This is a genomic window from Mesorhizobium sp. CNPSo 4661 (assembly GCF_057784215.1).
The window spans coordinates 32,750-54,111 of sequence record NZ_JBWGIO010000021.1; the positions used below are offsets into that span (position 1 = coordinate 32,750).

At 62.9% G+C, this 21,362-nt stretch carries 26 protein-coding genes and 1 other RNA gene; 10 read left to right on the forward strand and 17 right to left on the reverse strand.

The features are described 5' to 3' along the window. Positions 1 to 3: 3 nt before the first annotated feature. A complete protein-coding gene (locus AC0YKC_RS27610) occupies positions 4 to 1,806 on the reverse strand; it encodes an ABC transporter transmembrane domain-containing protein (protein ID WP_488513364.1) in 1,803 nt (600 codons plus the stop codon). A gap of 205 nt (positions 1,807 to 2,011) precedes the next feature. Here AC0YKC_RS27610 and rpmE point away from each other — a divergent pair, with 205 nt between their 5' ends. Further along, on the forward strand, positions 2,012 to 2,233 hold the full coding sequence (rpmE, locus tag AC0YKC_RS27615) for a 50S ribosomal protein L31 (protein ID WP_027166741.1): 222 nt from the start codon (positions 2,012 to 2,014) through the stop codon (positions 2,231 to 2,233). Between the two features lie 296 nt (positions 2,234 to 2,529). On the opposite strand, the gene AC0YKC_RS27620 is transcribed toward rpmE, so the two are convergent. Continuing rightward, positions 2,530 to 3,171, reverse strand: a complete 642-nt coding sequence (locus AC0YKC_RS27620; protein ID WP_488513365.1) for a TetR/AcrR family transcriptional regulator — start codon at positions 3,169 to 3,171, stop codon at positions 2,530 to 2,532. Between the two features lie 122 nt (positions 3,172 to 3,293). Here AC0YKC_RS27620 and AC0YKC_RS27625 point away from each other — a divergent pair, with 122 nt between their 5' ends. Further along, positions 3,294 to 3,770: an anthrone oxygenase family protein gene (locus AC0YKC_RS27625; RefSeq protein ID WP_434724362.1), complete on the forward strand. Its 477-nt coding sequence runs from the start codon at positions 3,294 to 3,296 to the stop codon at positions 3,768 to 3,770. Between the two features lie 34 nt (positions 3,771 to 3,804). Here AC0YKC_RS27625 and AC0YKC_RS27630 read toward each other — a convergent pair whose 3' ends face one another. The 3 genes from AC0YKC_RS27630 to AC0YKC_RS27640 form a co-directional block, all read right to left on the reverse strand. Continuing rightward, positions 3,805 to 4,113, reverse strand: coding sequence for an Rdx family protein (locus tag AC0YKC_RS27630; RefSeq protein ID WP_488513403.1), 309 nt, complete (start codon positions 4,111 to 4,113; stop codon positions 3,805 to 3,807). Positions 4,114 to 4,147: 34 nt separating this feature from the next. Next, positions 4,148 to 4,897: a YebC/PmpR family DNA-binding transcriptional regulator gene (locus AC0YKC_RS27635; protein ID WP_073984984.1), complete on the reverse strand. Its 750-nt coding sequence runs from the start codon at positions 4,895 to 4,897 to the stop codon at positions 4,148 to 4,150. A 203-nt stretch (positions 4,898 to 5,100) separates the two neighbouring features. Next, positions 5,101 to 5,424 (reverse strand): ArsR/SmtB family transcription factor, encoded by a 324-nt coding sequence (locus tag AC0YKC_RS27640; RefSeq protein WP_320296416.1) that lies wholly within the window; start codon positions 5,422 to 5,424, stop codon positions 5,101 to 5,103. A gap of 51 nt (positions 5,425 to 5,475) precedes the next feature. On the opposite strand from AC0YKC_RS27640, the gene AC0YKC_RS27645 reads away from it, so the two are divergent. Genes AC0YKC_RS27645 through AC0YKC_RS27655 form a run of 3 tightly spaced genes read left to right on the forward strand, consistent with a single transcriptional unit; the run spans position 5,476 to position 6,868 of the window. Further along, a complete protein-coding gene (locus tag AC0YKC_RS27645; RefSeq protein ID WP_320296415.1) occupies positions 5,476 to 5,958 on the forward strand; it encodes an SRPBCC domain-containing protein in 483 nt (160 codons plus the stop codon). 37 nt (positions 5,959 to 5,995) lie between these two features. Further along, a complete protein-coding gene (locus AC0YKC_RS27650; protein WP_320296414.1) occupies positions 5,996 to 6,388 on the forward strand; it encodes a VOC family protein in 393 nt (130 codons plus the stop codon). 18 nt (positions 6,389 to 6,406) lie between these two features. Beyond that, a complete protein-coding gene (locus tag AC0YKC_RS27655) occupies positions 6,407 to 6,868 on the forward strand; it encodes an SRPBCC family protein (RefSeq protein WP_488513366.1) in 462 nt (153 codons plus the stop codon). Between the two features lie 238 nt (positions 6,869 to 7,106). Here AC0YKC_RS27655 and AC0YKC_RS27660 read toward each other — a convergent pair whose 3' ends face one another. The 7 genes from AC0YKC_RS27660 to ssrS form a co-directional block, all read right to left on the reverse strand. Further along, positions 7,107 to 7,871 carry a TerC family protein gene (locus AC0YKC_RS27660; RefSeq protein ID WP_434724365.1) on the reverse strand — a complete coding sequence of 255 codons (765 nt, stop codon included), beginning with the start codon at positions 7,869 to 7,871 and terminating at the stop codon, positions 7,107 to 7,109. 181 nt (positions 7,872 to 8,052) lie between these two features. Beyond that, complete coding sequence (locus AC0YKC_RS27665; protein WP_320296411.1) at positions 8,053 to 8,877, reverse strand: TIGR00282 family metallophosphoesterase; 825 nt, start codon at positions 8,875 to 8,877, stop codon at positions 8,053 to 8,055. Beyond that, positions 8,874 to 9,161: a helix-turn-helix domain-containing protein gene (locus tag AC0YKC_RS27670; RefSeq protein ID WP_488513404.1), complete on the reverse strand. Its 288-nt coding sequence runs from the start codon at positions 9,159 to 9,161 to the stop codon at positions 8,874 to 8,876. Before AC0YKC_RS27670 ends, AC0YKC_RS27665 begins: the two co-directional genes overlap by 4 nt. A gap of 25 nt (positions 9,162 to 9,186) precedes the next feature. After that, entirely contained in the window at positions 9,187 to 9,468 is a 282-nt protein-coding gene (locus tag AC0YKC_RS27675) for a BrnT family toxin (RefSeq protein ID WP_488513367.1), read from the reverse strand. Between the two features lie 69 nt (positions 9,469 to 9,537). Further along, entirely contained in the window at positions 9,538 to 10,059 is a 522-nt protein-coding gene (locus AC0YKC_RS27680) for a hypothetical protein (RefSeq protein ID WP_488513368.1), read from the reverse strand. A gap of 79 nt (positions 10,060 to 10,138) precedes the next feature. Further along, entirely contained in the window at positions 10,139 to 10,723 is a 585-nt protein-coding gene (locus AC0YKC_RS27685; RefSeq protein WP_488513369.1) for a 5-formyltetrahydrofolate cyclo-ligase, read from the reverse strand. Between the two features lie 114 nt (positions 10,724 to 10,837). Then, positions 10,838 to 10,993, reverse strand: a non-coding RNA gene (gene ssrS, locus AC0YKC_RS27690) — 6S RNA. 162 nt (positions 10,994 to 11,155) lie between these two features. Here ssrS and AC0YKC_RS27695 point away from each other — a divergent pair. The 5 genes from AC0YKC_RS27695 to msrB all read left to right on the forward strand — a co-directional run bounded on the left by AC0YKC_RS27695 (position 11,156) and on the right by msrB (position 14,857). Beyond that, on the forward strand, positions 11,156 to 11,995 hold the full coding sequence (locus AC0YKC_RS27695; RefSeq protein WP_488513370.1) for an AAA family ATPase: 840 nt from the start codon (positions 11,156 to 11,158) through the stop codon (positions 11,993 to 11,995). A 167-nt stretch (positions 11,996 to 12,162) separates the two neighbouring features. Then, complete coding sequence (locus AC0YKC_RS27700; RefSeq protein ID WP_488513371.1) at positions 12,163 to 12,609, forward strand: GNAT family N-acetyltransferase; 447 nt, start codon at positions 12,163 to 12,165, stop codon at positions 12,607 to 12,609. Positions 12,610 to 12,642: 33 nt separating this feature from the next. Then, positions 12,643 to 12,903 (forward strand): type II toxin-antitoxin system HicB family antitoxin, encoded by a 261-nt coding sequence (locus AC0YKC_RS27705; protein WP_488513372.1) that lies wholly within the window; start codon positions 12,643 to 12,645, stop codon positions 12,901 to 12,903. Positions 12,904 to 12,913: 10 nt separating this feature from the next. Next, positions 12,914 to 14,104 (forward strand): vWA domain-containing protein, encoded by a 1,191-nt coding sequence (locus AC0YKC_RS27710; protein WP_488513373.1) that lies wholly within the window; start codon positions 12,914 to 12,916, stop codon positions 14,102 to 14,104. 348 nt (positions 14,105 to 14,452) lie between these two features. Next, positions 14,453 to 14,857, forward strand: coding sequence for a peptide-methionine (R)-S-oxide reductase MsrB (msrB, locus tag AC0YKC_RS27715; RefSeq protein ID WP_434724372.1), 405 nt, complete (start codon positions 14,453 to 14,455; stop codon positions 14,855 to 14,857). A gap of 265 nt (positions 14,858 to 15,122) precedes the next feature. On the opposite strand, the gene AC0YKC_RS27720 is transcribed toward msrB, so the two are convergent. From AC0YKC_RS27720 to AC0YKC_RS27740, 5 genes are all read right to left on the reverse strand, one after another. Beyond that, positions 15,123 to 15,419 (reverse strand): hypothetical protein, encoded by a 297-nt coding sequence (locus AC0YKC_RS27720; protein ID WP_488513374.1) that lies wholly within the window; start codon positions 15,417 to 15,419, stop codon positions 15,123 to 15,125. A gap of 10 nt (positions 15,420 to 15,429) precedes the next feature. Next, positions 15,430 to 15,870 carry a hypothetical protein gene (locus AC0YKC_RS27725; protein WP_434724374.1) on the reverse strand — a complete coding sequence of 147 codons (441 nt, stop codon included), beginning with the start codon at positions 15,868 to 15,870 and terminating at the stop codon, positions 15,430 to 15,432. 22 nt (positions 15,871 to 15,892) lie between these two features. After that, complete coding sequence (locus AC0YKC_RS27730) at positions 15,893 to 16,153, reverse strand: DUF2312 domain-containing protein (RefSeq protein WP_095767239.1); 261 nt, start codon at positions 16,151 to 16,153, stop codon at positions 15,893 to 15,895. Between the two features lie 268 nt (positions 16,154 to 16,421). After that, complete coding sequence (gene pyc / locus AC0YKC_RS27735; protein ID WP_488513375.1) at positions 16,422 to 19,880, reverse strand: pyruvate carboxylase; 3,459 nt, start codon at positions 19,878 to 19,880, stop codon at positions 16,422 to 16,424. 271 nt (positions 19,881 to 20,151) lie between these two features. After that, complete coding sequence (locus tag AC0YKC_RS27740; protein ID WP_320297632.1) at positions 20,152 to 21,273, reverse strand: branched-chain amino acid ABC transporter substrate-binding protein; 1,122 nt, start codon at positions 21,271 to 21,273, stop codon at positions 20,152 to 20,154. Between the last annotated feature and the right edge of the window lie 89 nt (positions 21,274 to 21,362).

Sequence of the window (21,362 nt, forward strand, 5' to 3'; positions counted from 1 at the left end):
TTTCTATTCCGCCGCGCCCCGGAAGGCGCCGGCGCCGGTCTCGAACTGCAGCTTGGCGAGCCGGGCGTAGATGCCGCCCTTGGCGACCAGGCTCTGATGCGTGCCTTCCTCGACGATGCGCCCGCCATCCATCACCAGGATGCGGTCGGCCTTCAGCACCGTCGCCAGCCGGTGGGCGATGACGATGGTGGTGCGGCCGCGCATCAGCCGCTCAAGCGCCTTTTGCACCAGCGTCTCGCTCTCGGCGTCGAGTGCCGAGGTCGCTTCGTCGAGCAGCAGGATCGGCGCGTCGCGCAGGATGGCGCGGGCGATCGCGATGCGCTGGCGCTGCCCGCCGGACAGCGTCACGCCGCGCTCGCCGACCTGGCTGTCATAGCCCTTGTCGAGCCTGGCGATGAATTCGTCGGCAAGGGCCGCCTTGGCCGCGGCCTCGATCTCGGCGTCGCTGGCGCCTTGCCTGCCGAAGCCGATATTGTCGCGCACGCTCGCCGCGAAGACGGTGACGTCCTGCGGCACGATCGCGATGCGCTGGCGGACGGCCGTCGGATCGGCCTCGCGCACATCGACGCCGTCGATGACGACGCGGCCGCTCTCGGGATCGTAGAAGCGCAGGATCAGCGAGAAGACGGTGCTCTTGCCCGCGCCTGAGGGCCCGACGATCGCCACCGTCTCGCCCGGTTTCACCTGGAAGCTCAGGCCATGCACCGCGGCACGGTCCGGCCGCGCCGGATAGGAGAAGGAGACGTCGTCGAAGCTGATCGCGCCCTTGGCCGTGGCCGGCAGCGGTTGAGGATCGGCAGGCGGCTGGATGGCCGGTTTCTCGGCCAGGATCTCCGTCAGCCGCTCGGCGGCGCCCGCCGCCTGCGACAGCTCGCTCCACACCTCCGACAGCGCGCCGAGCGCGCCGGCGGCAAATACCGAATAGAGCAGGAACTGCCCGAGCGTGCCGGGTGACAGGGTGCCGGCAAGCACGTCCCGCGACCCGAACCACAGCACCGCGACCACCGAGGAGAAGATCATGAATATGGCGAAGAAGGTGAGGAACGAGCGCGCGAACACCGAGGCCCGCGCGGCCTCGAAGGCGGCGTCGACGGCGCCAGCGAAGCGGCCGGTGACCAGCTTCTCGTTGGTGAAGGCCTGCAGCGTGCGCACCGCGCCGATCTGCTCGCTGGCATAGGCGGTTGCTTCGGCGAGCGTATCCTGCGCTTGCCGGGACTTGCGCCGCACCGAACGGCCGAAGGCGACCAGCGGCAGCACGATCACCGGGATGGCCGCGATCACCAGGCCCGACAGCTTCGGGCTGGTGACGACCATCATCGCCACCGCGCCGAGGCCAAGGATGACATTGCGCAGCGCGACCGAGGCGGTGGCGCCGACCGCCGACTTCACCTGCGTGGTATCGGCTGCAAGCCGCGAGACGATCTCGCCCGAATGCGCCTTGTCGAAGAAGGCGGGCGACAGCGTCGTGACATGCGAGAAGACGTCGCGGCGGATATCGGCCACGACCCGCTCGCCGAGCGTGACGACGAAATAGTAGCGGCTGGCCGAAGCCGCCGCCAGCAAAGCCGCCATCACCACGAGCGCTGCGAAATACTCAGCAATGAAGGTGGAACTCGCGGCTTCGAAACCGTGATCTATCATGCGCCGCACGGCCATCGGCAATGCAAGCGTGGTCACCGCGGCCACGATCAGCGAGATGATCGCGCCGACCGCCAGTTTCCGGTAGCGGATGATATAGGGGAAAAGGTTTCTCAGCGGCCGGACCGAGCGCCTGCGCTGGTCTCCACTGGCACCGATCTCCGCCATGAGCGTTTCCTCTGGCCGCTTGTCAATACCGCGCTTCAATATGCGCTTGCCGCGGCCTTGTGATTCAATTCCGGCTGATGTATAGGCTCGCCGACCGTTTTAGAAGCCGTGGCTTTTCATTAGCTGCGGCTTCGAGTTTTAAAAAGGGGCGCATCGACGCAGGCCATAGGCCCGTCAGCAGCGCCGGCAGCCAGGAAACACGACAATGAAGGCCGATATCCATCCCGACTACCACACCATCAAGGTCGTCATGACCGATGGCACCGAGTACCAGACCCGTTCGACCTGGGGCAAGGAAGGCGACACGATGAACCTCGACATCGACCCGACCACGCACCCGGCCTGGACCGGCGGCCAGCAGACCCTGCTCGACCGCGGCGGCCGCCTGTCGAAGTTCAAGAAGCGTTTCGAGGGTTTCGGCCTCTAAGCCCAGTAGGCCTGCGAGATTTGAAAAACCCGCCTTCGAGGCGGGTTTTTTGTTGGCCACATTCCTACCTTCTCCCCGTTTCACGGGGAGAAGGTGCCCAACGGGCGGATGAGGGGCAGCGCTAACCTCCACCGTTAGCCAGAGAATTCGATTTGCAATTCGGTGACAGTGCACTTTTCGGCGACGCCTACGTCATAGGCTGGCGCTGCCCCTCACCTGCCTGCCGGCATCCTCTCCCCGTATAGTGACGGGGAGAGGGGCGCTCCCGCCGGCGATTTCGCCAATCGCCTTAGCCCCTACTCCCCCACCAACTCCCTCAGCGCCATGCGCTTGTAGGCTTCGACCAGCCTGTCGCCCTCTTCCCGATCGACCGAGATCGCCAGCCGCACGGCGGCCTCGCCCATCTGCCACACCAGAAATGCCGTCGTCTCCAGTTGGACCGGATCGGCATCGGGCCGCAGCCGCTTCAGCACCGCCACCAGGAATTCGGCGTTGGCCCGGCTGTCGGCCAGTTCGAGCGCGCGCAGCGCCTTGTCGGCCTGCGTGCCGGACCAGACATCGCGTATCACAGGCTCGGCCAGAAACAGCTGGTAATAGATGTCGACCACCTCTGAAAACGCGCTCTTAAAGCCCTCGGCGTCCTCGACATCTTTTAGCGCGGCCGAAATACAGGCCTGGCCTTCGGCGGTGTAGCGCTCGGCCAGCGCCCAGACGATCGCCCGTTTGTCCGGGAAGAACTGGTAGAGCGAGCCGATCGACACCCCTGCCTTTTCCGCCACCTCGCCCATGCGCATGGCATCGCTGCCCTGCTCGGCAATCAGTGCCGAGGCTGCCGCGAGCATCCGCTCCACCCGCTCGCGGCTGCGCTGCTGCGCAGGCGACCGGCGCGGCGAAGCAATGCCCACCTGATCGGCCTTCGCGGCGACTTTTTCGTCCATGGCTCTCTCCGGGCAATTTCTCGAAAACTGGCTTGACTCACAAAATACGAGGGTTTATCACGTTTTGCAAATGTGAGGATTTATCACATTTTGAAAACAAACCGGCATCTGGAGCAACCGAGATGATGAAACTTCTTCCCACCCTCACCTTCATCGCCGCGATCGGCGCCGGCGTCGTCGGCGGCGTCTTCTTCGCCTTCTCGAATTTCGTCATGGCGGCGCTTGCCCGGCTGCCCGTCCCGAGCGGCATCGCGGCGATGAACTCGATCAACATCACGGTGATCACGCCGACCTTCATGACCGCGCTGTTCGGCACCGGCCTCATCTGCCTGGTGTTGATTGCCGCCGTTCTCTTCGGCTGGAGCCAGTCGGGCTCATACTGGCTGCTTGCCGGCGCCGTGATTTATTTCGTCGGCAATCCGATCGTGACCATGGTCTTCAACGTTCCGCTCAACGACGCCTTGGCCGCCGTCGATCCGCAAAGCGCCAACGGCGCCGCCGTGTGGGCGAACCATCTGAACCAGTGGGTGATGTGGAACCACGTCCGCACCGTCACCGCGATCGTGGCGATGGCTTGCTTCATCATGGCATTGATCTGAGGACAGCAGCCCGCAAATGCAAAAAGATCCCACCTCAGGCGGGATCTTTCTTATGATCCTTGCGGTCGGCATGGCCGAGATCCCGCTCCGGGTCGATGACGTCGCGGACCAGCTGCTTGAGCTTTGCCGCATCCGGAAAACCGCCGTCGCGCTTGCGCTCCCAGATGAGCTGATCGTTGCAGGAAATGGTGAAGATGCCGCCGGTGCCCGGCACCAGCGTCACCTCGCCGAGATCGGTGCCGAAGGTCGAAAGCAGCTCCTGCGCCATCCAGCCGGCCCGCAACAGCCACTGGCATTGCGTGCAGTAGGTGATGCGGATGGTGGGAAGCGGCTTCTCGCTCATATCGGATTGAGCTTTGCTCATATCCCGACTTGGCTCAAGCCGCGCTGAGCTTGGCCATAGTCTCGTCGTCGACCTCGAAATTGGCGTAGACGCTCTGCACGTCGTCGTCGTCCTCGAGGGTGGCGACCAGCTTCATCAGCGACTGCGCCCGCTCTTCGTCGACCGGGACGTTGTTCTGCGGCTGCCAGATCGGCTTGACCGATTCCGCCTCGCCGAGCGCGGCTTCGAGCGACTTCGACACTTCGCCGAGATTTTCGAAGCCGCAATAGATGGTGTGGCCTTCCTCGTCCGACTCGACATCGTCCGCGCCCGCCTCGATCGCCGCTTCCATCACCTTGTCGGCGCTGCCGGCCGAGGCCGGATAGTAGATTTCGCCGACACGGTTCCACATGAAGGACACCGAGCCGGTTTCGCCGAGCGCTCCGCCTGCCTTGGTGAAGGCGGCGCGCACATTGGAGGCCGAGCGGTTGCGGTTGTCGGTCAGCGCCTCGACAATCAGCGCGACGCCGCCGGGACCGTAGCCCTCGTAGCGCACCGCCTCATAGTTTTCGCCGTCGCCCGCGGACGCCTTGTTGATGGCGCGCTGGATGTTGTCCTTCGGCATCGACACCGCCTTGGCGTTCTGCACCGCAAGGCGCAGCCTGGGGTTCATCGCCGGGTCCGGCGTGCCGGTCTTGGCGGCGACGGTGATTTCGCGCGCCAGCTTGGAAAACATTTTCGACCGCACCGCGTCCTGACGACCCTTGCGATGCATGATGTTCTTAAACTGCGAATGGCCAGCCATGGCACCCCTGTCGTGTTCGGCTAGAGCATCTCGAAGCGGGGTGTCATCACCTCGTCTCCGGCAAAATGCTCGAATTCAACCTTTTAGAACGTCCCGGGCATGCCTGCGAAGGCACGCGGCGCTCTTTGTCGGAATGGCCGGCTTATAGATAAATCGGCTCAATTCGTCCAGCCGCGCCGTAACCGAGGCGCCGAAGAGGCCGCTCATCCCTCCAGATCGGACTTCAACCGGTCGAGAATGCTGATCGCGTGGCCGGCATACTGGCTGATCCAGCGGTCATGGATCTGCTTGATCGGCAAGGCATTGAGATGGTTCCAGCGCTCGCGCCCCTCGCGCTTCGCCACGACCAGATCCGCTTCCTCCAGGACTTTGAGATGCATCATCACCGTGCAGCGGTCCATGTCCGGGAAAGCCTCGCAGAGCGCGCCGGTGGTCTGCGGCTGGTCCTTCAGGAGATCCAGCAATTCGCGCCGGCGCGAATGCGCCAAGGCCTTGAAAACATAGTCGTCCTCAGTTTGGGTTGACATGTTATATTTATATAACATATTGTTCGGACGAGCAAGGAAGGAGCTGTGGATATGTCCCTGGGATTCAGGATTTCCGGGCGCATCGGGAAACCGGTCGCCGAGGTCTTCGACGCCGTCGTCAACCCGACGAAGCTCAGCGGTTACTTCACCACCATTGGCGGCGCCTCGGCCCCACTTGTCGCCGGCACCACGGTCACCTGGTGGAAGATGGTGCCGGTGGAGGTCGACGAAGTGACGAAGGACAAGCGCATCGTGCTGCGCTGGGACGCCACCGACGCCGACGGCAAACCGGCCTACAAGACCCGCATCGAGATGAATTTCGAGCCGCTCGAGGATGGCGGCACCTTCGTCACCATTGCCGAGGAAGGCTGGCGCGAAGGCGAGGTCGGCCTGAAGAAATCCTACCTCAACTGCGAAGGCTGGTCGCAGATGCTCGCCTGCATGAAGGCCTATCTCGAATACGGCATCAATCTGCGCGACGGCTATTATCGCAGCGAGCTGCGTGGCGAGCCGGCCAACGAAACCAACATCTGAGCCCGACATTCAATATCCAGCAGCAGGAGGTCGCCCGATGACGAAAGCAACACCATTCCTGATGTTCGAGGGAAAGGCCGAGGAGGCCATGACCCTCTATTGCGGGACCATTCCCGATAGCCGTGTCCTCGACGTCACGCGCTACGGCTCGGGCGAGGACGGGACGGAAGGAACGCTCAAGCTGGCGCGCGCTTTGATCGGCGGCGTCGAGGTCAGGATCTACAACAGCCCCGTGCACCACGCCTTCACCTTCACGCCGTCCTTCTCCTTCTTTGTCGACTGCTCGTCCGAAGAGGAACTGGACCATATCGTCGACGTTCTTTCCACGGATGGCGGATTTCTGATGCCGACCGGCGACTACGGCTTCAGCCGGCGTTTCGCCTGGTTCAACGACCGCTTCGGCGTCTCCTGGCAGGTCAATCTGCCCTGAAACAATCAGGAGAAATTCATGGAACTCAAGGAAGCCCCTACCGCCGAAACCGCCATGCTGATCCGGCGACCGGTCGCCGAGGTCTTCGAGGCGATCGTCGATCCGGCAGTCACCACGAAATTCTGGTTCACGCATTCGAGCGGTCGGCTGGGCGAAGGCAAGCCGGTCGAGTGGGAATGGCGCATGTATGGCGTCTCGACAAGGGTCGAGGTGAGCGAGATCGTCCCCAACGAAAAGATCGTCATGCGCTGGAGCGATCCGCCGACGACCGTCGTTTGGTCGTTCACCGAGATGCCGGACGACGCGACCTTCCTCGAAGTCCGCAATTTCGGCTTTGCTGGCTCCAGCGACGAGCAGGTCAGGCAGGCGGTCGAATCCACCGGCGGCTTTTCGCTGGTTTTGGCCGGCGCCAAGGCATGGCTGGAACAGGGCCTGACGCTCGGCCTGATCGGCGATCGTCACCCGAAGGGCATAAAATGAATTCGTCATGCTAGGGCGGAGCAAGGAGCGAAGCGACGCGCGCAGACCCCAGCATCCATGCCGTGACGCCGACGTTCCGCCGCGTCTCAGATGAATACCCCAGTCGTTCGACGGCTGACACTCAGCCGTTACTCAATTCTGCTCCGCTGCGTTCTTCGATATGGGTAACGGCATGGATTCCAGGGTCTGCGCTCCGCTTCGCGCCGCTCCGCCCTGGAATGACGAAGGTGTGCGGGCCTCAATGCCCGCCGCCGGACCCCTGCTTCTTGCGGTTCCTTGCCAGCATGTTGAGGCCTTCGACCAGCGCCGAAAAGCCCATGGCGGCGTAGATGTAGCCCTTGGGCACGTGGTAGCCCATGCCGTCGGCGATCAGCGTCATGCCGATCATCAACAGGAAGCCCAGCGCCAGCATGACGATGGAGGGGTTCCTGGCGATGAAATTGGCGAGCGGCGTCGCCGCCAGCATCATCACGCTCACCGCCACGATCACCGCGATATACATGATGGCGATCTCGTCGGTCATGCCGACGGCGGTGATGATGGAATCGATCGAGAAGACGAGGTCGAGCAAGAGGATCTGGAAGATAGCACCGGCAAGGCTCATCTGCAGCGTGCCCACCATCGTATCCTGATGGTCCTGTGGGTCGACCGTATGATGGATTTCCTTGGTCGCCTTCCAGACCAGGAACAGGCCGCCGGCGATCAGGATCAGGTCGCGCCAGGAAAAGCCGTGGCCGAAGGCGGTGAACACCGGCGCCGTCAGTTGCACGATGACCGAGATCGTGGCGAGCAGGATCAGGCGCATGACCAGCGCCGCCGAGATGCCCAGCCGGCGCGCGCGGACGCGCTGCGCTTCCGGCAGCTTGTTGGTCAGGATCGAGATGAAGATCAGATTGTCGATGCCCAGCACGACCTCGAGCACTATCAGCGTCAAAAGCGCGACCCAGGCGGTCGGATCGGAAACAAAGTGAAAGTGCGGCGCCAGGAATTCGACAAGCTGCATGAAGGTCGTCCCCTCTACGATCCAAAGAAATTCCAGGAAAAGTGTGTGACGGTTTTCCGTCCGGAATTTCGTAAAATAAATAGTTAGAGCGGTTCGGCGGTTTGATGAAAACGCTGAGCCGCTCTATGCAGTTTTCGCGGGTTTCGTCGCCAGTTAGGTATTGAGCTGGCCTATATCAACGTCACGACCAGAAGGACGGCGCCGTTTCTTCCAACCGCGGCCCGCGACGAAACGGCGCGATCTTCTCGGCCAGCCCTGTGCGGTCTGAAATAGTGACACCGACGCCGCACAGGGTCGCGGGTCCGTTCGCCGCCTCGAAGCGACCCTTCGGCACCTTGGACAGAAACCGGTTGAGCGGTTCTTCCTTGTCCATGCCGAGCGAGGAATCGTAATCGCCGCACATGCCTGCATCCGAAATATAGGCGGTGCCGCCATTGAGGATCTGATGGTCGGCGGTCGGCTGATGCGTATGCGTGCCGACCACCAGGCTGGCACGGCCGTCGACGAAATGCGCGAAGCACATCTTCTCCGACGTCGCCTCGGCGTGGAAATCGACGATGGCCGCATCGGCCTGCTCGCCGAGCGGACAGGCGGCCAGCTCACGCTCGCCGGCCTGGAAAGGGTCGTCGAGCTCCGGGTGCATGAAGACGCGCCCCATGATGTTGGCGACCAGCACGCGCGCGCCGTTGCGCGCGATGTAGACGCCCGAGCCGCGCCCCGGCGTGCCCTTGGGAAAATTCGAAGGCCGCAGGAAGCGCTCCTCGCGCGGCGCGAAGATCAGCGCGTCGCGCTGGTCCCAGACATGGTTGCCGGTGGTGACGACATCCGCGCCCGCCGCAAGCGTCTCTCGGAAGATTTCTTCGGTGATGCCGAAGCCGCCGGCAGCGTTCTCGCCATTGACGATGACGAAGTCGAGCTTGAAGTCGGAAATCAGCCCCGGCAGCTGTTCCCAAACCGCCGTGCGTCCCGTCTTGCCAACCATGTCGCCTAGGAACAGGAGTCTCATGCTGCGCTGCGCGTCCCGAGCGCCCGCGACACCGTTTCCGGCTCCTTGGCGATAACTTGCAGATAGGCCTGCGCTGCCTGGTCCGGCTCTGTTCTGCCCTGCTCCCAGTCTCTAAGCGTGCCGAGCGGAATGCGATAGCGGGCGGAAAATTCCTCCTGGGTGAGATGCAAGGCCCGTCGGATCACCTTGACACGCGCGACCGGCGCCAGTCCGGGCCGATCCGTGCTGAGCGGAGGGTTGTCCTTGTCCGCCAAGGCGCCAGCCTCCGCCTCCGCGTCGCTCATGGCGCGCAGACGGTTCCAATCGGATTCAGTCCCAGCGTGCTTGATCATAGGCTTTCTGCTCATGGCGCGTCGCCTTTCTGGCGGAGATCAGTCTTATTCGGTCGCCGCGTTCGGTGTAAACCACCGTCAGCACCAATCCATTGACGATACCGATGCCGATGAAGCCCTCCTCTTCGTAATCCATGGAGCGATCCGAATAATGCACAGCATGGATGTCGTCGAACAGGCGTCTGGCATCCGCAAATGCCACACCGTGCTTGGCAAGATTGCTCGCTGCTTTCTCGTCATCCCACTCGAATTCAAGCATGTTTGTCTACTGGATTTCCGTAGTGTTCGCCAGACAGGCGCGAACGTCAAGCGTGGATGGCAACTGGCCCTAACGCCGGCCGAAAGTGCCGCCCTGCCGTTGCGATTGCCTGGCGCCCGCGCCCGGGACGCGGGCAGTTGGGGGCATCATGGCCGGCGGCGCGTTGCGCCCGCGCAGCCAGAAGAACCAGACATAGAAGGCGGTGAAGCCGCCGGTGACCGCAAGCAGCAACAGCCCGCCGCTCCAGCCTTTCATGGCCGCGGTATCGAGGTTCGATGGATCGGCAGGGTCGTAGTAGAATTCTATCCTGTCGCCCTTGGCCGCCTTGTAGAGACCGACATCCTTGCCCTTGCCGGACCACGTCATCGGCGCATCGTTGACGACGTAGGCCAAAACGACATTGATGCCGTCCGTCTTGAGACCGTTCGCCTGCATTTCGCTGTAGGGGCTGACATCCGTCGCGGTGGCGACCGTGCGCTGCCAGGCGGCCCGGTGATGCAGGGCAGTTCCTATGATGTGCAATGCCATCAGGAACAGGATCGCCGCGATCAGCGCTAACGGCATCAGCAAATAGCGCGCAAGAATAAACACCAGGATCCCCGTCGGCTCGGGCTGTTTGCGGGAATATAGCCGATGTGTGTTTGAAACGGGTTAAGCAGGTCGCGATAGTTTAAGCGACATCGAAGCGCCGCAACCCGCTTTCGGTCAGTATTTCCGGAATGATGACGTCATGGTTCTCGTCCGGAACCCGCTCGACTTCCTGACAGTCGAAGGCGATGCCGATCAGCCTTGGGATGATGCCCTTGTCGGCCAGCTTGGAAATGGCGCGGTCGTAATAGCCGGCGCCGTAGCCGATGCGATGGCCGCGTGCATCGAAGGCAGCAAGCGGCACCAGCATCAGCGTGGGGTCGAGCACTTCCGCCTCTTCATGCGGCCCGACCGTGCCGAATCCCATCTCGACCATCGGCGCGCCGCGCACCAGTTCGCGGAAGACGATCGTGGTCTTGTCGAGGATCGCCGGCAGGCAGAGCCTGGCGCCCTTTTCGCGCAGCGCGAACATCAGCGGGCGCACATCGACCTCCGAGCGCATCGGCCAGAAGCCGGAGACGACCCGGCCGGGCTCGAAGTCGATTTTTTCCTTCGCGGTCTCGGCCATTTCGAGCGCGATTTCCACGCGCCAGAATTCGTCGAGCGCGTCGCGCCGCGCCAGCGCTTCCTTGCGAAGCTGTTTTTTCAGGTCTTTGGATGGTGACATGCGCCGACGCTAGAAAAGGTCAGATTTGGATGGAGTTTTAGGAGCGACGTTTTCTACCGCATGATCCACCGAAGTGTCAGCGGTTCGGTGAAAAGATCATGCGAAAAAAGAAAGTGACGATCCACACAACCGGTGGAGAGGTCGATCCCGGGTGCCTACAAAGTAGGTGGGCGCCGTGTGAGAAAACCCACGGGTCTTCCCAGGGACAGCTCCCTAAGGATCGATAAGGCCCCGGGGATAAGTTTCTCCTGCCGGGAAGCGCAGACCGCCGGGAGCAAATATAGGCCGATGGTTAGCCGAGCGCCAGTGAAACGGGCAATCATTCGCCTGTAATTCGTCTTGCAGGCCATCCCGACAAGAAGCGCTTCCGCAACCGCCCTTGCGCGGCCCGTCCAGCCTCCTTACGGTCCGGCCGCACGGACAGGAGAAAAGATGCGTTTCGAAGGCACAGCGGCCTATGTCGCCGACAAGGATCTGATGGTTGCGGTCAACGCCGCGATCGCGCTGGAGCGGCCCTTGCTGGTCAAGGGCGAGCCCGGCACCGGCAAGACTGAGCTCGCCCGCCAGGTGGCGACGGCGCTCGGGCTGGAGTTCATCGAATGGAACGTCAAGTCGACCACCAAGGCGCAGCAGGGCCTTTACGAATATGACGCCGTCTCGCGGCTGCGCGACAGCCAGCTCGGCGACGAGCGCTTCAACGACATCGCCAACTACATCAAGCGCGGCAAGCTGTGGGACGCCTTCGCGGCGCAAAAGAAGGTCGTGCTTTTGATCGACGAGATCGATAAGGCCGACATCGAATTCCCCAACGACCTCCTGCAGGAACTCGACCGGATGGAGTTCTTCGTCTACGAGACAGGCGAGACGATCCGCGCCGAGTTCCGGCCGATCGTCATCATCACCTCGAACAACGAGAAGGAACTGCCGGACGCCTTCCTGCGCCGCTGCTTCTTCCACTATATCCGCTTTCCTGACATCGACACGCTGCACCGCATCGTCGAGGTGCATTATCCGGGCATCAAGCTGAACCTGGTGCGGGCGGCACTCACCCAGTTCTACGAGATCCGCGACGTGCCGGGCCTGAAGAAGAAGCCCTCGACCTCCGAAGCGCTCGACTGGATCCGCCTTTTGGTCGCCGACGACATCGCGCCCGAGGACCTGCGCGGCGACCCGAAGAACATGCTGCCGAAGCTGCATGGCGCGCTGCTGAAGAACGAGCAGGACGTGCATCTGTTCGAGCGACTGGCCTTCATGGCGAGGCGGCAGCAATAATGCGTGTCGCCCAGAAGTGTGGAGCGGTTCTGGGACAACGACATGCATAAAACAACGGCCTAAAGCGCGTCGCGCTTTAAGCGGCAGCAATAGCGCTTTCCCGCGCTGTGGACCGTTGCCGGCGAGCGGCCGCTGCCGCAGCTTCGGGCCAAATGTTGGAGGAAAAAATGTCCGAGATCATCATTCGCCCGCTCGCGCAGTCCGACCACACCGAGTGGCGCCGGCTTTGGACCGACTATCTGACCTTCTATGAGACGAAGCTGCCGGAAGAGGTCTACGCGATCACCTGGAAGCGGCTGTTCGCGGACGGGGAGTTCGAGCCGAAGGGTTTCATCGCCACGCTCGACGGCAAGGCTGTCGGCCTCACCCACTACCTCTACCATCGCTCCGGCTGGTCCGAGAAAAACAACTGCTACCTGCAGGACCTGTTCGCCGACCCTCAGGTGCGCGGCAAAGGCGTGGGCGCAGCACTCATCAAAGCCGTGCAGGACGAAGCCGGCAAGATCGGGGTGAAAAACGTCTACTGGATGACGCACGAGACCAACGCCACGGCGCGCAGGCTCTACGACCATGTGGCGCGGCGTACGGGCTTCATCGAGTACGATCTGCTATGAAGAGCGCGGGATTAATACCGTAGAACGAACTGAATGACCGGCTACGTTGGAATTTTGGATGGCTCCAATGACGTGTGGGGCGTGCGGGTCCCTGACCTTCCAGGCTGCCACGGAGGCGGCGTAAGCCCCGAGCAAGCGATTGCCGACGCGTCGCTCGCCATCCGCGAGTGGACCGAAGCTCGGGTGGCGAAGCAGCTGCCCGTTCCCAAACCGCGTGCGCTGGCGGATTTGCTACGGTCCGGGGAAATCGACAGCGCCCACGGTGATTCCGCCGTGATCGTGAGGCACAGATAGCAGCCCAACCATGTTCATCCCCTTCTTCCTCGAGCTGAAGGCCGCGCGGGTTCCCGTTTCGCTCAGGGAATATCTGTCGCTGCTGGAAGGGCTGGAAGCCGGGCTGGTCGATTATGACGTCGAGGCTTTCTATTACCTCGCCCGCTCGGCCCTGGTGAAGGACGAGCGCCATATCGACCGTTTCGATCAGGTGTTCGCGCATGTCTTCAAGGGCGTCGAGGCGCTTGGCGGTCCCGACGCTGTCGATGTCGCCAACATCCCGGAGGAGTGGCTGCGCCGGTTGGCCGAAAAGCACCTGACGGAGGAGGAAAAGAAGCTGGTCGAGGCTTTGGGCGGTTTCGACAAGCTGATGGAAATCTTGAAGAAGCGGCTGGAAGAGCAAAAAGGCCGCCACCAGGGCGGCTCGAAATGGATCGGCACCGGCGGCACCTCGCCCTTCGGCGCGTACGGCTACAACCCCGAAGGCGTGCGGATCGGCCAGCATGAGAGCCGGCATCGCCGCGCGGTGAAAGTCTGGGACAAGCGCGAGTTCAAGAATTTCGACGACACGGTCGAGCTCGGCACGCGCAACATCAAGGTCGCGCTGAAGCGGCTGCGCCGCTGGGTGCGCGAGGGCGCCGAGGAAGAGTTCGACCTGCCCGGCACCATTCACGCCACCGCCGAGCACGGCTATCTCGACGTGCAGACCCGCCCCGAGCGGCGCAACGCCGTGAAGCTTCTGATGTTCTTCGACGTCGGCGGCTCGATGGACGACCATATACGCGGCGTCGAGGAACTGTTTTCGGCCGCGCGCGCCGAGTTCCGCCAGCTCGAATATTTCTACTTCCACAACTGCCTCTACGAGCGCGTCTGGAAGGACAATCGCCGGCGGCTGGCCGAGACGATCCCGACCTTCGACCTGATCCACAAATACGGACCGGACTACAAGGTGATCGTCGTCGGCGACGCCTCGATGAGCCCCTACGAGATCGCGCATCCGGGCGGCTCGGTCGAACATTGGAATCCGGAGGCCGGAAGTGTGTGGCTGGCGCGCCTGTTGCAGCAATGGCCGAATGCGATCTGGCTGAACCCTGAAGCCGAGAAGAACTGGCGCTACACGCATTCGATCCAGTTGATCAGCGATATCTTCGGCGGCCGCATGTTCCCGCTGACATTGGCCGGGCTGGAAGCAGCGACCAGGCAGTTGTCACGCAAGCACTAGTTCCCCGGCACCAGGGATTTTGACCGGTCGGCTCTGTTTGCGTTGGCAGGTGGCATGCCTTGGAGATTGGCCGAAACGCCCATCGCGATCGTCATTCTATGGTCTGCGCCGCGTCGCTTCGCTCCTTGCTCCGCCATAGAACGACGACGTTGGGCGGCTTCAACCAATCTCCGGCGTTTGCGCTGATTTCACGGAAAATGAACGGAAAATCCTGCGCCAAGACAAATGGCAGCCTTTCAAAGTCCCCGTGTCGGGGACGCTCTCACTGGCGGCGTTTGTAACAAACGCCTATGTTTTGACGAATACCCGTTGCAAGCAACAACGAGCCGCCAAGGCCGAGGAGATTTCATGGACACCCACGCCTATCCCGTCACCCGCACCGATGCCGAATGGCGCGCCAAGCTGACGCCGGAGCAGTATGCCGTGATGCGCAACCACGGCACCGAGCGCCCCGGCAGTTGCGCCCTGCTCTATGAGAAGCGCGCCGGCACCTTCTACTGCGTCGGCTGCGACCAGCCGCTGTTCGAATCCAAACTGAAGTTCGAGAGCGGCACCGGCTGGCCGAGCTTCAACGACCCGGTCGCGGGCTCGATCGAGACCACCGTCGACCGCAGCTACGGCATGGTCCGCACCGAATGCCATTGCGCGCGCTGCGGCAGCCATCTCGGCCATGTCTTCGAGGACGGCCCGCCGCCGACCGGCCTGCGCTATTGCATTAACGGCGTGGCGTTGCGTTTCGAGCCGACAGCTTGATGCCTCGGGAATGACTTCGCAAAGGGCGGCTCCGGCCGCCCTTTTTCATGCGGGCCAGGTCTCTAGAGCAATTTCAGGAAAAGTGTGAGCGGTTTTCCGTCCGAAATTGCGTCAAAACAAGGAGATAGTGCGGTTCGCCGTTTCCGTGAAACGGTGAAACGCACTAAAGCGCGTCGCGTGAAAACGGATTCACACAACGTGCTTTAGGTGTTTGTTTGATGCATGTCGTCATCGCAAAACCGAGGTCACTTTTGCGCGACATGCATTAGACGACGGCCGTCGCGATCAGCCAGAGCGCGGAGCCCAACATCATCAGCTGCGCCTTCAGGCCGCCGCTCTTCTCCGCCGTCCGCCAGACGGCGATGGTCAGGAAGATGTTGTAGGGAACGGGGAGGAAATGCGCCGTCAGCACCAGCCAGAGCGGCAGCTTCAGACCAAGCAGGACGAGCGCCAGCGCCGACGAAGCGATACTCAGGATGGTTCCGACCAGCAGCATGTCGCGCCAGAACAGCCGGTCGAGCGGCGCTTCACCTCTCCACCGCGTCCGGAAAAAGTCCGTCATCACCGGCGCCCTATCTCTGCCCCAGAACGTCGGTCACGGCTTCCTCGAAGCGTGAGCATTCCGTCACCAGCCAGTCGGTCATGGCCGGCCAGTTGTCCTCGGCATAGCAGTTCACCCGCCACATCGAGTTGATGCCGAGACCTTCGCAGCTCTGCTCGGGCTTGAGCTTCAGCCTCGCCTCGATCGCCGGCTGGAACGGTTTCAATCGCGACCATGATTCCGTGGCGCCGAACTTCTCATTGCGCCCGAAGAAGACGCCGACATGGTTTTGCGCCGGCGCGACATACATCGAAAGGACCAAAGCGAAATCCGGCAGCCCGCGCTGCCAGAACCACGGCCCGCGTCGCGCGAGCCTTCCCTTTTCTTGCGGGTGACGTTCGGCGAACAGCACCCAGAAGCCGCGATGGCGGAACTCCGAGGCGCGACGGCCGCCGAAGTCGAATTCGTTCATGGCCGGCTCCCGGCCACGAGGCTTACGCCATGCCGAGGGCGGCCTTGTAGAGATCCAGGATCGACTCTTCTTCCTGGCGCTCGGCCTGGTCCTTCTTGCGCAGCCGCACGATGGTGCGGATCGCCTTGGTGTCGAAGCCGGTGCCCTTGGCCTCGGCATAGACATCCTTGATGTCGTCGGAGATCGTCTTCTTCTCTTCCTCGAGCCGCTCGATGCGCTCGATGATGGTGCGCAGCTGGCCGGCGGCTACAGTCTGGCTGGTCTCGGTGATTTCGTCGGCCATTTTTCTCTCCGCGTCTTCTGGAGCCGTGGCGATTCCCGCCACGGCAAATTGGAGCGGGTTCCCTGCCCGAGCGGACGCGGCGGGTCAAGACACTTGTCGAGCGGCTGTGGACGGCCAGGCACATCTTAAGGTGCGTCGAGATTCAGGTCAGGCCGAGTCGAAAACGGCGGCTTCCGAGAACCGGAGCGGAGCGTACGTGAAGTACGTGAGCACCGGAAGCGCAGGAGGCCAGCGTTTGCAGGCCGGCCTCACCTGAATATCGGCGCGCCTATTTGAATGCGATCAACAGATCCTTCGCATCGATCTGGTCGCCGGCCTTGACCAGCACTTCGGCGATCTCGCCATCGCGTTCGGCGTGCAGCGCGGTTTCCATCTTCATGGCCTCGATCGACAAGAGCACGTCGCCCGCCTTGACCGTCTGCCCGGCCGCCACCGCAAGCGCCGACACGACGCCTGGCATCGGCGCGCCGACATGCCCCTCATTGCCGGGCTCGGCCTTGCGGCGCGCCTTGGCCGCGGAAGCGCCATGCGCCCTGTCCGGCACCTTGACGCGGCGCGGCTGGCCGTTGAGCTCGAAGAACACGGTGACCATGCCCTTGTCGTCGACATCGCCGAACGCCTGGCAGCGAACCACCAGGGTCTTGCCCTTCTCGATATCGAGGAAGATCTCGTCTTCCGACTTCATGCCGTAGAAATAGGTCGGCGTCGGCAGCACGCTCACCGGCCCATAGGTCTCCTGCGCCGCGGCGAAGTCGGTGAACACCTTCGGATACATCAGCCACGACGCGAACTCGTATTCCGAGAGCTTGCGGTCGAGCTTCGTCTCGATATCCTTGCGGCTGGCCTTGAGGTCGGCTTCTTTTAGCAGTGAGCCCGGCCGAACCTTGATCGGCTTCTCACCCTTCAGCGCCTTCTTCTGCAGCGCCGCCGGCCAGCCGCCGGGCGACTGGCCGAGATCGCCGCGCAGCATCGACACGACCGAATCCGGGAAGGCGATGTCCTTGGCCGGGTTCTCGACATCGGCGACGGTGAGATCCTGGCTGATCATCATCAGCGCCATGTCGCCGACCACCTTGGACGAGGGCGTCACCTTGACGATGTCGCCGAACATCAGGTTGACGTCGTGATAGGCCTGCGCGACCTCGTGCCAGCGCGTCTCGAGCCCAAGCGAGCGCGCCTGTTCCTTGAGGTTGGTGAACTGGCCGCCCGGCATTTCGTGCAGATAGACTTCCGAGGCAGGCCCCTTGAGATCGCTCTCGAAGGCGGCGTACTGATTGCGCACCGCTTCCCAATAGAAGGAGATGCGGCGGATCCATTGCGGATCGAGACCGGGATCGCGCTCGGTGCCCTTCAGCGCCTCGACGATCGAGCCGAGGCAGGGCTGCGAGGTGTTGCCGGAGAAGGAATCCATCGCCGCGTCGATGGCGTCGGCGCCGCTTTCCACCGCCGCAAGCACCGTCGCCGCCGAGAGGCCCGACGTGTCGTGCGTATGGAAATGGATCGGCAGGTCGGTCGCCTCGCGCAGCGCCTTGAACAGTGCGCGCGCCGCGGCCGGCTTCAGCAGGCCGGCCATGTCCTTGACGGCGATGATATGCGCGCCGGCGGCCTCCAGCTCCTTGGCCAGCCCGACATAGTATTTGAGGTCGTACTTGGCCCGCGCCGGATCGAGGATGTCGCCGGTGTAGCACATCGCCGCCTCGACCAGCTTGCCCTCGGCGCCGACCGCATCCATGGCGACGCGCATGTTCTCGACCCAGTTCAGGCAGTCGAAGACGCGGAACAGGTCGACGCCGCCGCTTGCCGCCTGCTTGACGAAATGCTGGACGACATTGTCGGGATAGTTGGTGTAGCCGACGCCGTTGGCGCCGCGCAGCAGCATCTGCAGCAGAAGGTTGGGTGCGGCCTCGCGCACTTTGCTCAGCCGCTCCCACGGGTCCTCGGTGAGGAAGCGCATGGCGACATCGAAGGTGGCGCCGCCCCAGCATTCCAGCGAAAGCAATTGCGGCAGCGCCCGCGCATAGGTGCCGGCGATGCCGACAATGTCATGCGTGCGCATGCGCGTGGCGAGCAGCGACTGGTGGCCGTCGCGCATCGTCGTGTCGGTGACCAGCACCTGACGCTGCTCCCGCATCCAGGCCGCGAATTTCTCCGGGCCGAGCGCGTCGAGCCTCTGCTTGCTGCCATCCGGAATGTGGCCGTTGAGATAGGGCACCACGGGCGCGGCCGCATTGGCCTTCGGCATCGGCCGGCCGCGCGTCTCGGGGTGGCCGTTGACGCTGACATCGGCGAGGTAGTTGAGCAGCTTGGTGGCGCGGTCCTGCCGCTTCACCTGCTCGAACAGTTCCGGCGTCGTGTCGATGAACCTGGTCGTGTAGGAATTGTCGGCGAAGCGCGGGTGGTTGATGATCGCTTCGAGGAAGGTGAGGTTGGTGGCCACGCCGCGGATGCGGAACTCGCGCAGCGCCCGGTTCATGCGCGAGATCGCCTCGCCCGGCGTCGGCGCCCAGGCCGTCACCTTTTCCAGCAGCGGATCGTAGAAGCGGGTGATGACCGCGCCAGAATAGGCGGTGCCGCCGTCGAGCCGGATACCGAAGCCTGCCGCCTCGCGATAGGCGGTGATGCGGCCATAATCCGGGATGAAATTGTGCTCCGGATCCTCGGTGGTGATACGGCACTGGAGCGCATGGCCGTTGAGCCTGATATCCTTCTGCGCCGGCACGCCCGATTGCTTCGTGCCGATGGCGAAGCCGTCGAGGATATGGATCTGCGCCTTGACGATGTCGATGCCGGTTACCTGCTCGGTGACGGTGTGCTCGACCTGGATGCGCGGATTGACTTCGATGAAATAGAACTTGCCGGTGTCGGCGTCTTGCAGGAACTCGACCGTGCCGGCCCCGATATAGCTGGTCTCATGCGCGATCTTGAGCGCATAGCCGCAAAGCTCCTGGCGCAGCTCTTCGCTGAGATAGGGCGCCGGCGCGCGCTCCACGACCTTCTGGTTGCGGCGCTGGATCGAGCAGTCGCGCTCGAACAGGTGCACGGCGTTGCCGTGGGTGTCGCCCAGCACCTGCACCTCGACATGGCGGGCGCGCTCGATCAGCTTTTCGAGATAGACCTCGTCCTTGCCGAAGGCGGCCTTGGCCTCGCGCTTGCCTTCCATGACCTCGCGCGCGAGGTCGGCCTCGGCGCGGATGGCGCGCATGCCGCGCCCGCCGCCTCCCCACGAGGCCTTGAGCATCACCGGATAGCCGATTTTCGCGGCGAGCTTCTTGACCTCGTCCATGTCGTCCGGCAGCGGATCGGTTGCCGGCACGACCGGCACGCCGACCTCGATCGCTAGGTTGCGCGCCGCGACCTTGTTGCCGAGACGGCGCATGGTTTCCGGCTTCGGGCCTATGAAGGTGACGCCGGCTTCGGCGCAGGCCTCGGCGAATTCCGGACTTTCCGACAGCAGCCCGTAACCGGGGTGGATGGCGTCGGCGCCCGACAGCCTGGCGACCCGGATGACCTCGTCGATCGACAGGTAGCTTTCGATCGGCCCCATGTCCTTGGCCAGATGCGGTCCGCGCCCGACCTGGTAGCTCTCGTCGGCCTTGAAGCGGTGCAGCGAATATTTGTCCTCCTCCGCCCAGATCGCCACGGTTTTGATGCCGAGCTCATTGGCAGCGCGGAACACGCGGATGGCGATTTCGGACCGGTTGGCGACGAGGATCTTCGTGATGGCCAAGGACTGAGCTCCAGCAGCGTAAGGGAAGATGAACCGGCGCAATGATTAGCGTGAAAATGCTGCAGTGCAAACAAATTTGAGCGACACCTAAAACGATTTAGGTCGCTTGTTTGCGCCAAACTTTTATTGCCGTTCTCCGAAGACCGGCAGTGGGCGGTGGACGGGCGTTCCCGAGCACGCGGCGCGGAGCTTTCGGTCGGCCTCACCGCAAAACGAAAATGCCCGGCGCAAGCGCCGGGCATCCCGTTCAGGTCGGCTTGAGTTTGCCGGCTTATTTCTCGAAGTAGCTGTACTTGCCGTCGTCACCCTTCTTCCATTCGTAGATGACATAGTCCGGACGGGTGATGTCGCCCTTGGCGTCGTAGCCGATCTCGCCGATGGCCGTCTTCCACGGACCGCCGGACTTGATCATTTCCGCAACCTTCTGCGCATCGTCGGCCGAACCGACCTTGGTGATGGCCTGGGCGATGATCTGCACGGCGGCATAGGAGTAGAGCGTGTAGGCTTCCGGCTCGAAGCCGGCGGCGCGGAACTTCTCCACCACTTCCTTGGCGGCCGGATTCTTGCGCGGATCCGGAGCGAAGGTGTTGAGCGTGCCGGCAACGGCGTCGCCAGCGATCGAGGCCAGTTCGTTGGAGACGATGCCGTCGCCCGAGAACAGCGGCGCCTTCAGGCCCTGATCCGCCGACTGACGGATGATCAGGCCGGCTTCGGTGTGCAGGCCACCCCAGTAGATCAGGGTAACGCCGTTTTCCTTCATCTTGGCGATGAGGGCCGAGAAGTCCTTGTCGCCGACATTGATGCCTTCATACATCACTTCCTTGATGCCGTTGGCGTTGAGGTTCTTCTTGGTCTCGTCGGCGAGGCCCTGGCCGTAAGGCGTCTTGTCGTGGACGATCGCGATCTTGGCGTCCTTGAAGTTCTTGGCGATGTAATCGCCAGCCACCTTACCCTGCTGGTCGTCGCGACCGCAGGTACGGAAGGTGTTCCAGAGGCCACGCTCGGTGAGCTTCGGATTGGTCGCCGCCGGCGTCATGACGAGGATGCCGTTTTCCGCATAGACCTCCGACGCGGGGATCGTCACGCCCGAGTTGAAGTGGCCGTCGACATACTTCACGCCGTCGGCGACGAACTTGTTGGCGACCGAGATGCCCTGCTTGGGATCGGAGACGTCGTCGCCAATCTCGAGCTTGAGCTGCTGGCCATTAACGCCGCCCGCCGCATTGATGTCGGCGATCGCCTGTTCCGCGCCCTTCTGCAACTGCGCGCCGAAGGCGGCGTTCGGGCCAGTGATCGGACCGGCGACGCCGATCAGGAGGTCGGCGGCCCACGCGCTGCCGCTGAACGCGATAAACGCGGTCAGCGCCACGGCGGACAAGAGTGATTTTTTCATTGAAACGCTCCCATTTACGGAGTGGGCGTGGATGATACTTTCATGCGATGCCCACCCTTATCGCAGAAAGCATAGAATGCCGATTTTCA

Excerpts from the sequence above, each read along its gene's own strand:
- AC0YKC_RS27610 (WP_488513364.1), bottom strand. The coding sequence starts at position 1,806 with ATGGCGGAGATCGGTGCCAGTGGAGACCAGCGCAGGCGCTCGGTCCGG.
- rpmE (WP_027166741.1), top strand. The coding sequence starts at position 2,012 with ATGAAGGCCGATATCCATCCCGACTACCACACCATCAAGGTCGTCATG.
- AC0YKC_RS27620 (WP_488513365.1), bottom strand. The coding sequence starts at position 3,171 with ATGGACGAAAAAGTCGCCGCGAAGGCCGATCAGGTGGGCATTGCTTCG.
- AC0YKC_RS27625 (WP_434724362.1), top strand. The coding sequence starts at position 3,294 with ATGATGAAACTTCTTCCCACCCTCACCTTCATCGCCGCGATCGGCGCC.
- AC0YKC_RS27630 (WP_488513403.1), bottom strand. The coding sequence starts at position 4,113 with ATGAGCGAGAAGCCGCTTCCCACCATCCGCATCACCTACTGCACGCAA.
- AC0YKC_RS27635 (WP_073984984.1), bottom strand. The coding sequence starts at position 4,897 with ATGGCTGGCCATTCGCAGTTTAAGAACATCATGCATCGCAAGGGTCGT.
- AC0YKC_RS27640 (WP_320296416.1), bottom strand. The coding sequence starts at position 5,424 with ATGTCAACCCAAACTGAGGACGACTATGTTTTCAAGGCCTTGGCGCAT.
- AC0YKC_RS27645 (WP_320296415.1), top strand. The coding sequence starts at position 5,476 with ATGTCCCTGGGATTCAGGATTTCCGGGCGCATCGGGAAACCGGTCGCC.
- AC0YKC_RS27650 (WP_320296414.1), top strand. The coding sequence starts at position 5,996 with ATGACGAAAGCAACACCATTCCTGATGTTCGAGGGAAAGGCCGAGGAG.
- AC0YKC_RS27655 (WP_488513366.1), top strand. The coding sequence starts at position 6,407 with ATGGAACTCAAGGAAGCCCCTACCGCCGAAACCGCCATGCTGATCCGG.
- AC0YKC_RS27660 (WP_434724365.1), bottom strand. The coding sequence starts at position 7,871 with ATGCAGCTTGTCGAATTCCTGGCGCCGCACTTTCACTTTGTTTCCGAT.
- AC0YKC_RS27665 (WP_320296411.1), bottom strand. The coding sequence starts at position 8,877 with ATGAGACTCCTGTTCCTAGGCGACATGGTTGGCAAGACGGGACGCACG.
- AC0YKC_RS27670 (WP_488513404.1), bottom strand. The coding sequence starts at position 9,161 with ATGAGCGACGCGGAGGCGGAGGCTGGCGCCTTGGCGGACAAGGACAAC.
- AC0YKC_RS27675 (WP_488513367.1), bottom strand. The coding sequence starts at position 9,468 with ATGCTTGAATTCGAGTGGGATGACGAGAAAGCAGCGAGCAATCTTGCC.
- AC0YKC_RS27685 (WP_488513369.1), bottom strand. The coding sequence starts at position 10,723 with ATGTCACCATCCAAAGACCTGAAAAAACAGCTTCGCAAGGAAGCGCTG.
- AC0YKC_RS27695 (WP_488513370.1), top strand. The coding sequence starts at position 11,156 with ATGCGTTTCGAAGGCACAGCGGCCTATGTCGCCGACAAGGATCTGATG.
- AC0YKC_RS27700 (WP_488513371.1), top strand. The coding sequence starts at position 12,163 with ATGTCCGAGATCATCATTCGCCCGCTCGCGCAGTCCGACCACACCGAG.
- AC0YKC_RS27705 (WP_488513372.1), top strand. The coding sequence starts at position 12,643 with ATGACCGGCTACGTTGGAATTTTGGATGGCTCCAATGACGTGTGGGGC.
- AC0YKC_RS27710 (WP_488513373.1), top strand. The coding sequence starts at position 12,914 with ATGTTCATCCCCTTCTTCCTCGAGCTGAAGGCCGCGCGGGTTCCCGTT.
- msrB (WP_434724372.1), top strand. The coding sequence starts at position 14,453 with ATGGACACCCACGCCTATCCCGTCACCCGCACCGATGCCGAATGGCGC.
- AC0YKC_RS27720 (WP_488513374.1), bottom strand. The coding sequence starts at position 15,419 with ATGACGGACTTTTTCCGGACGCGGTGGAGAGGTGAAGCGCCGCTCGAC.
- AC0YKC_RS27725 (WP_434724374.1), bottom strand. The coding sequence starts at position 15,870 with ATGAACGAATTCGACTTCGGCGGCCGTCGCGCCTCGGAGTTCCGCCAT.
- AC0YKC_RS27730 (WP_095767239.1), bottom strand. The coding sequence starts at position 16,153 with ATGGCCGACGAAATCACCGAGACCAGCCAGACTGTAGCCGCCGGCCAG.
- AC0YKC_RS27740 (WP_320297632.1), bottom strand. The coding sequence starts at position 21,273 with ATGAAAAAATCACTCTTGTCCGCCGTGGCGCTGACCGCGTTTATCGCG.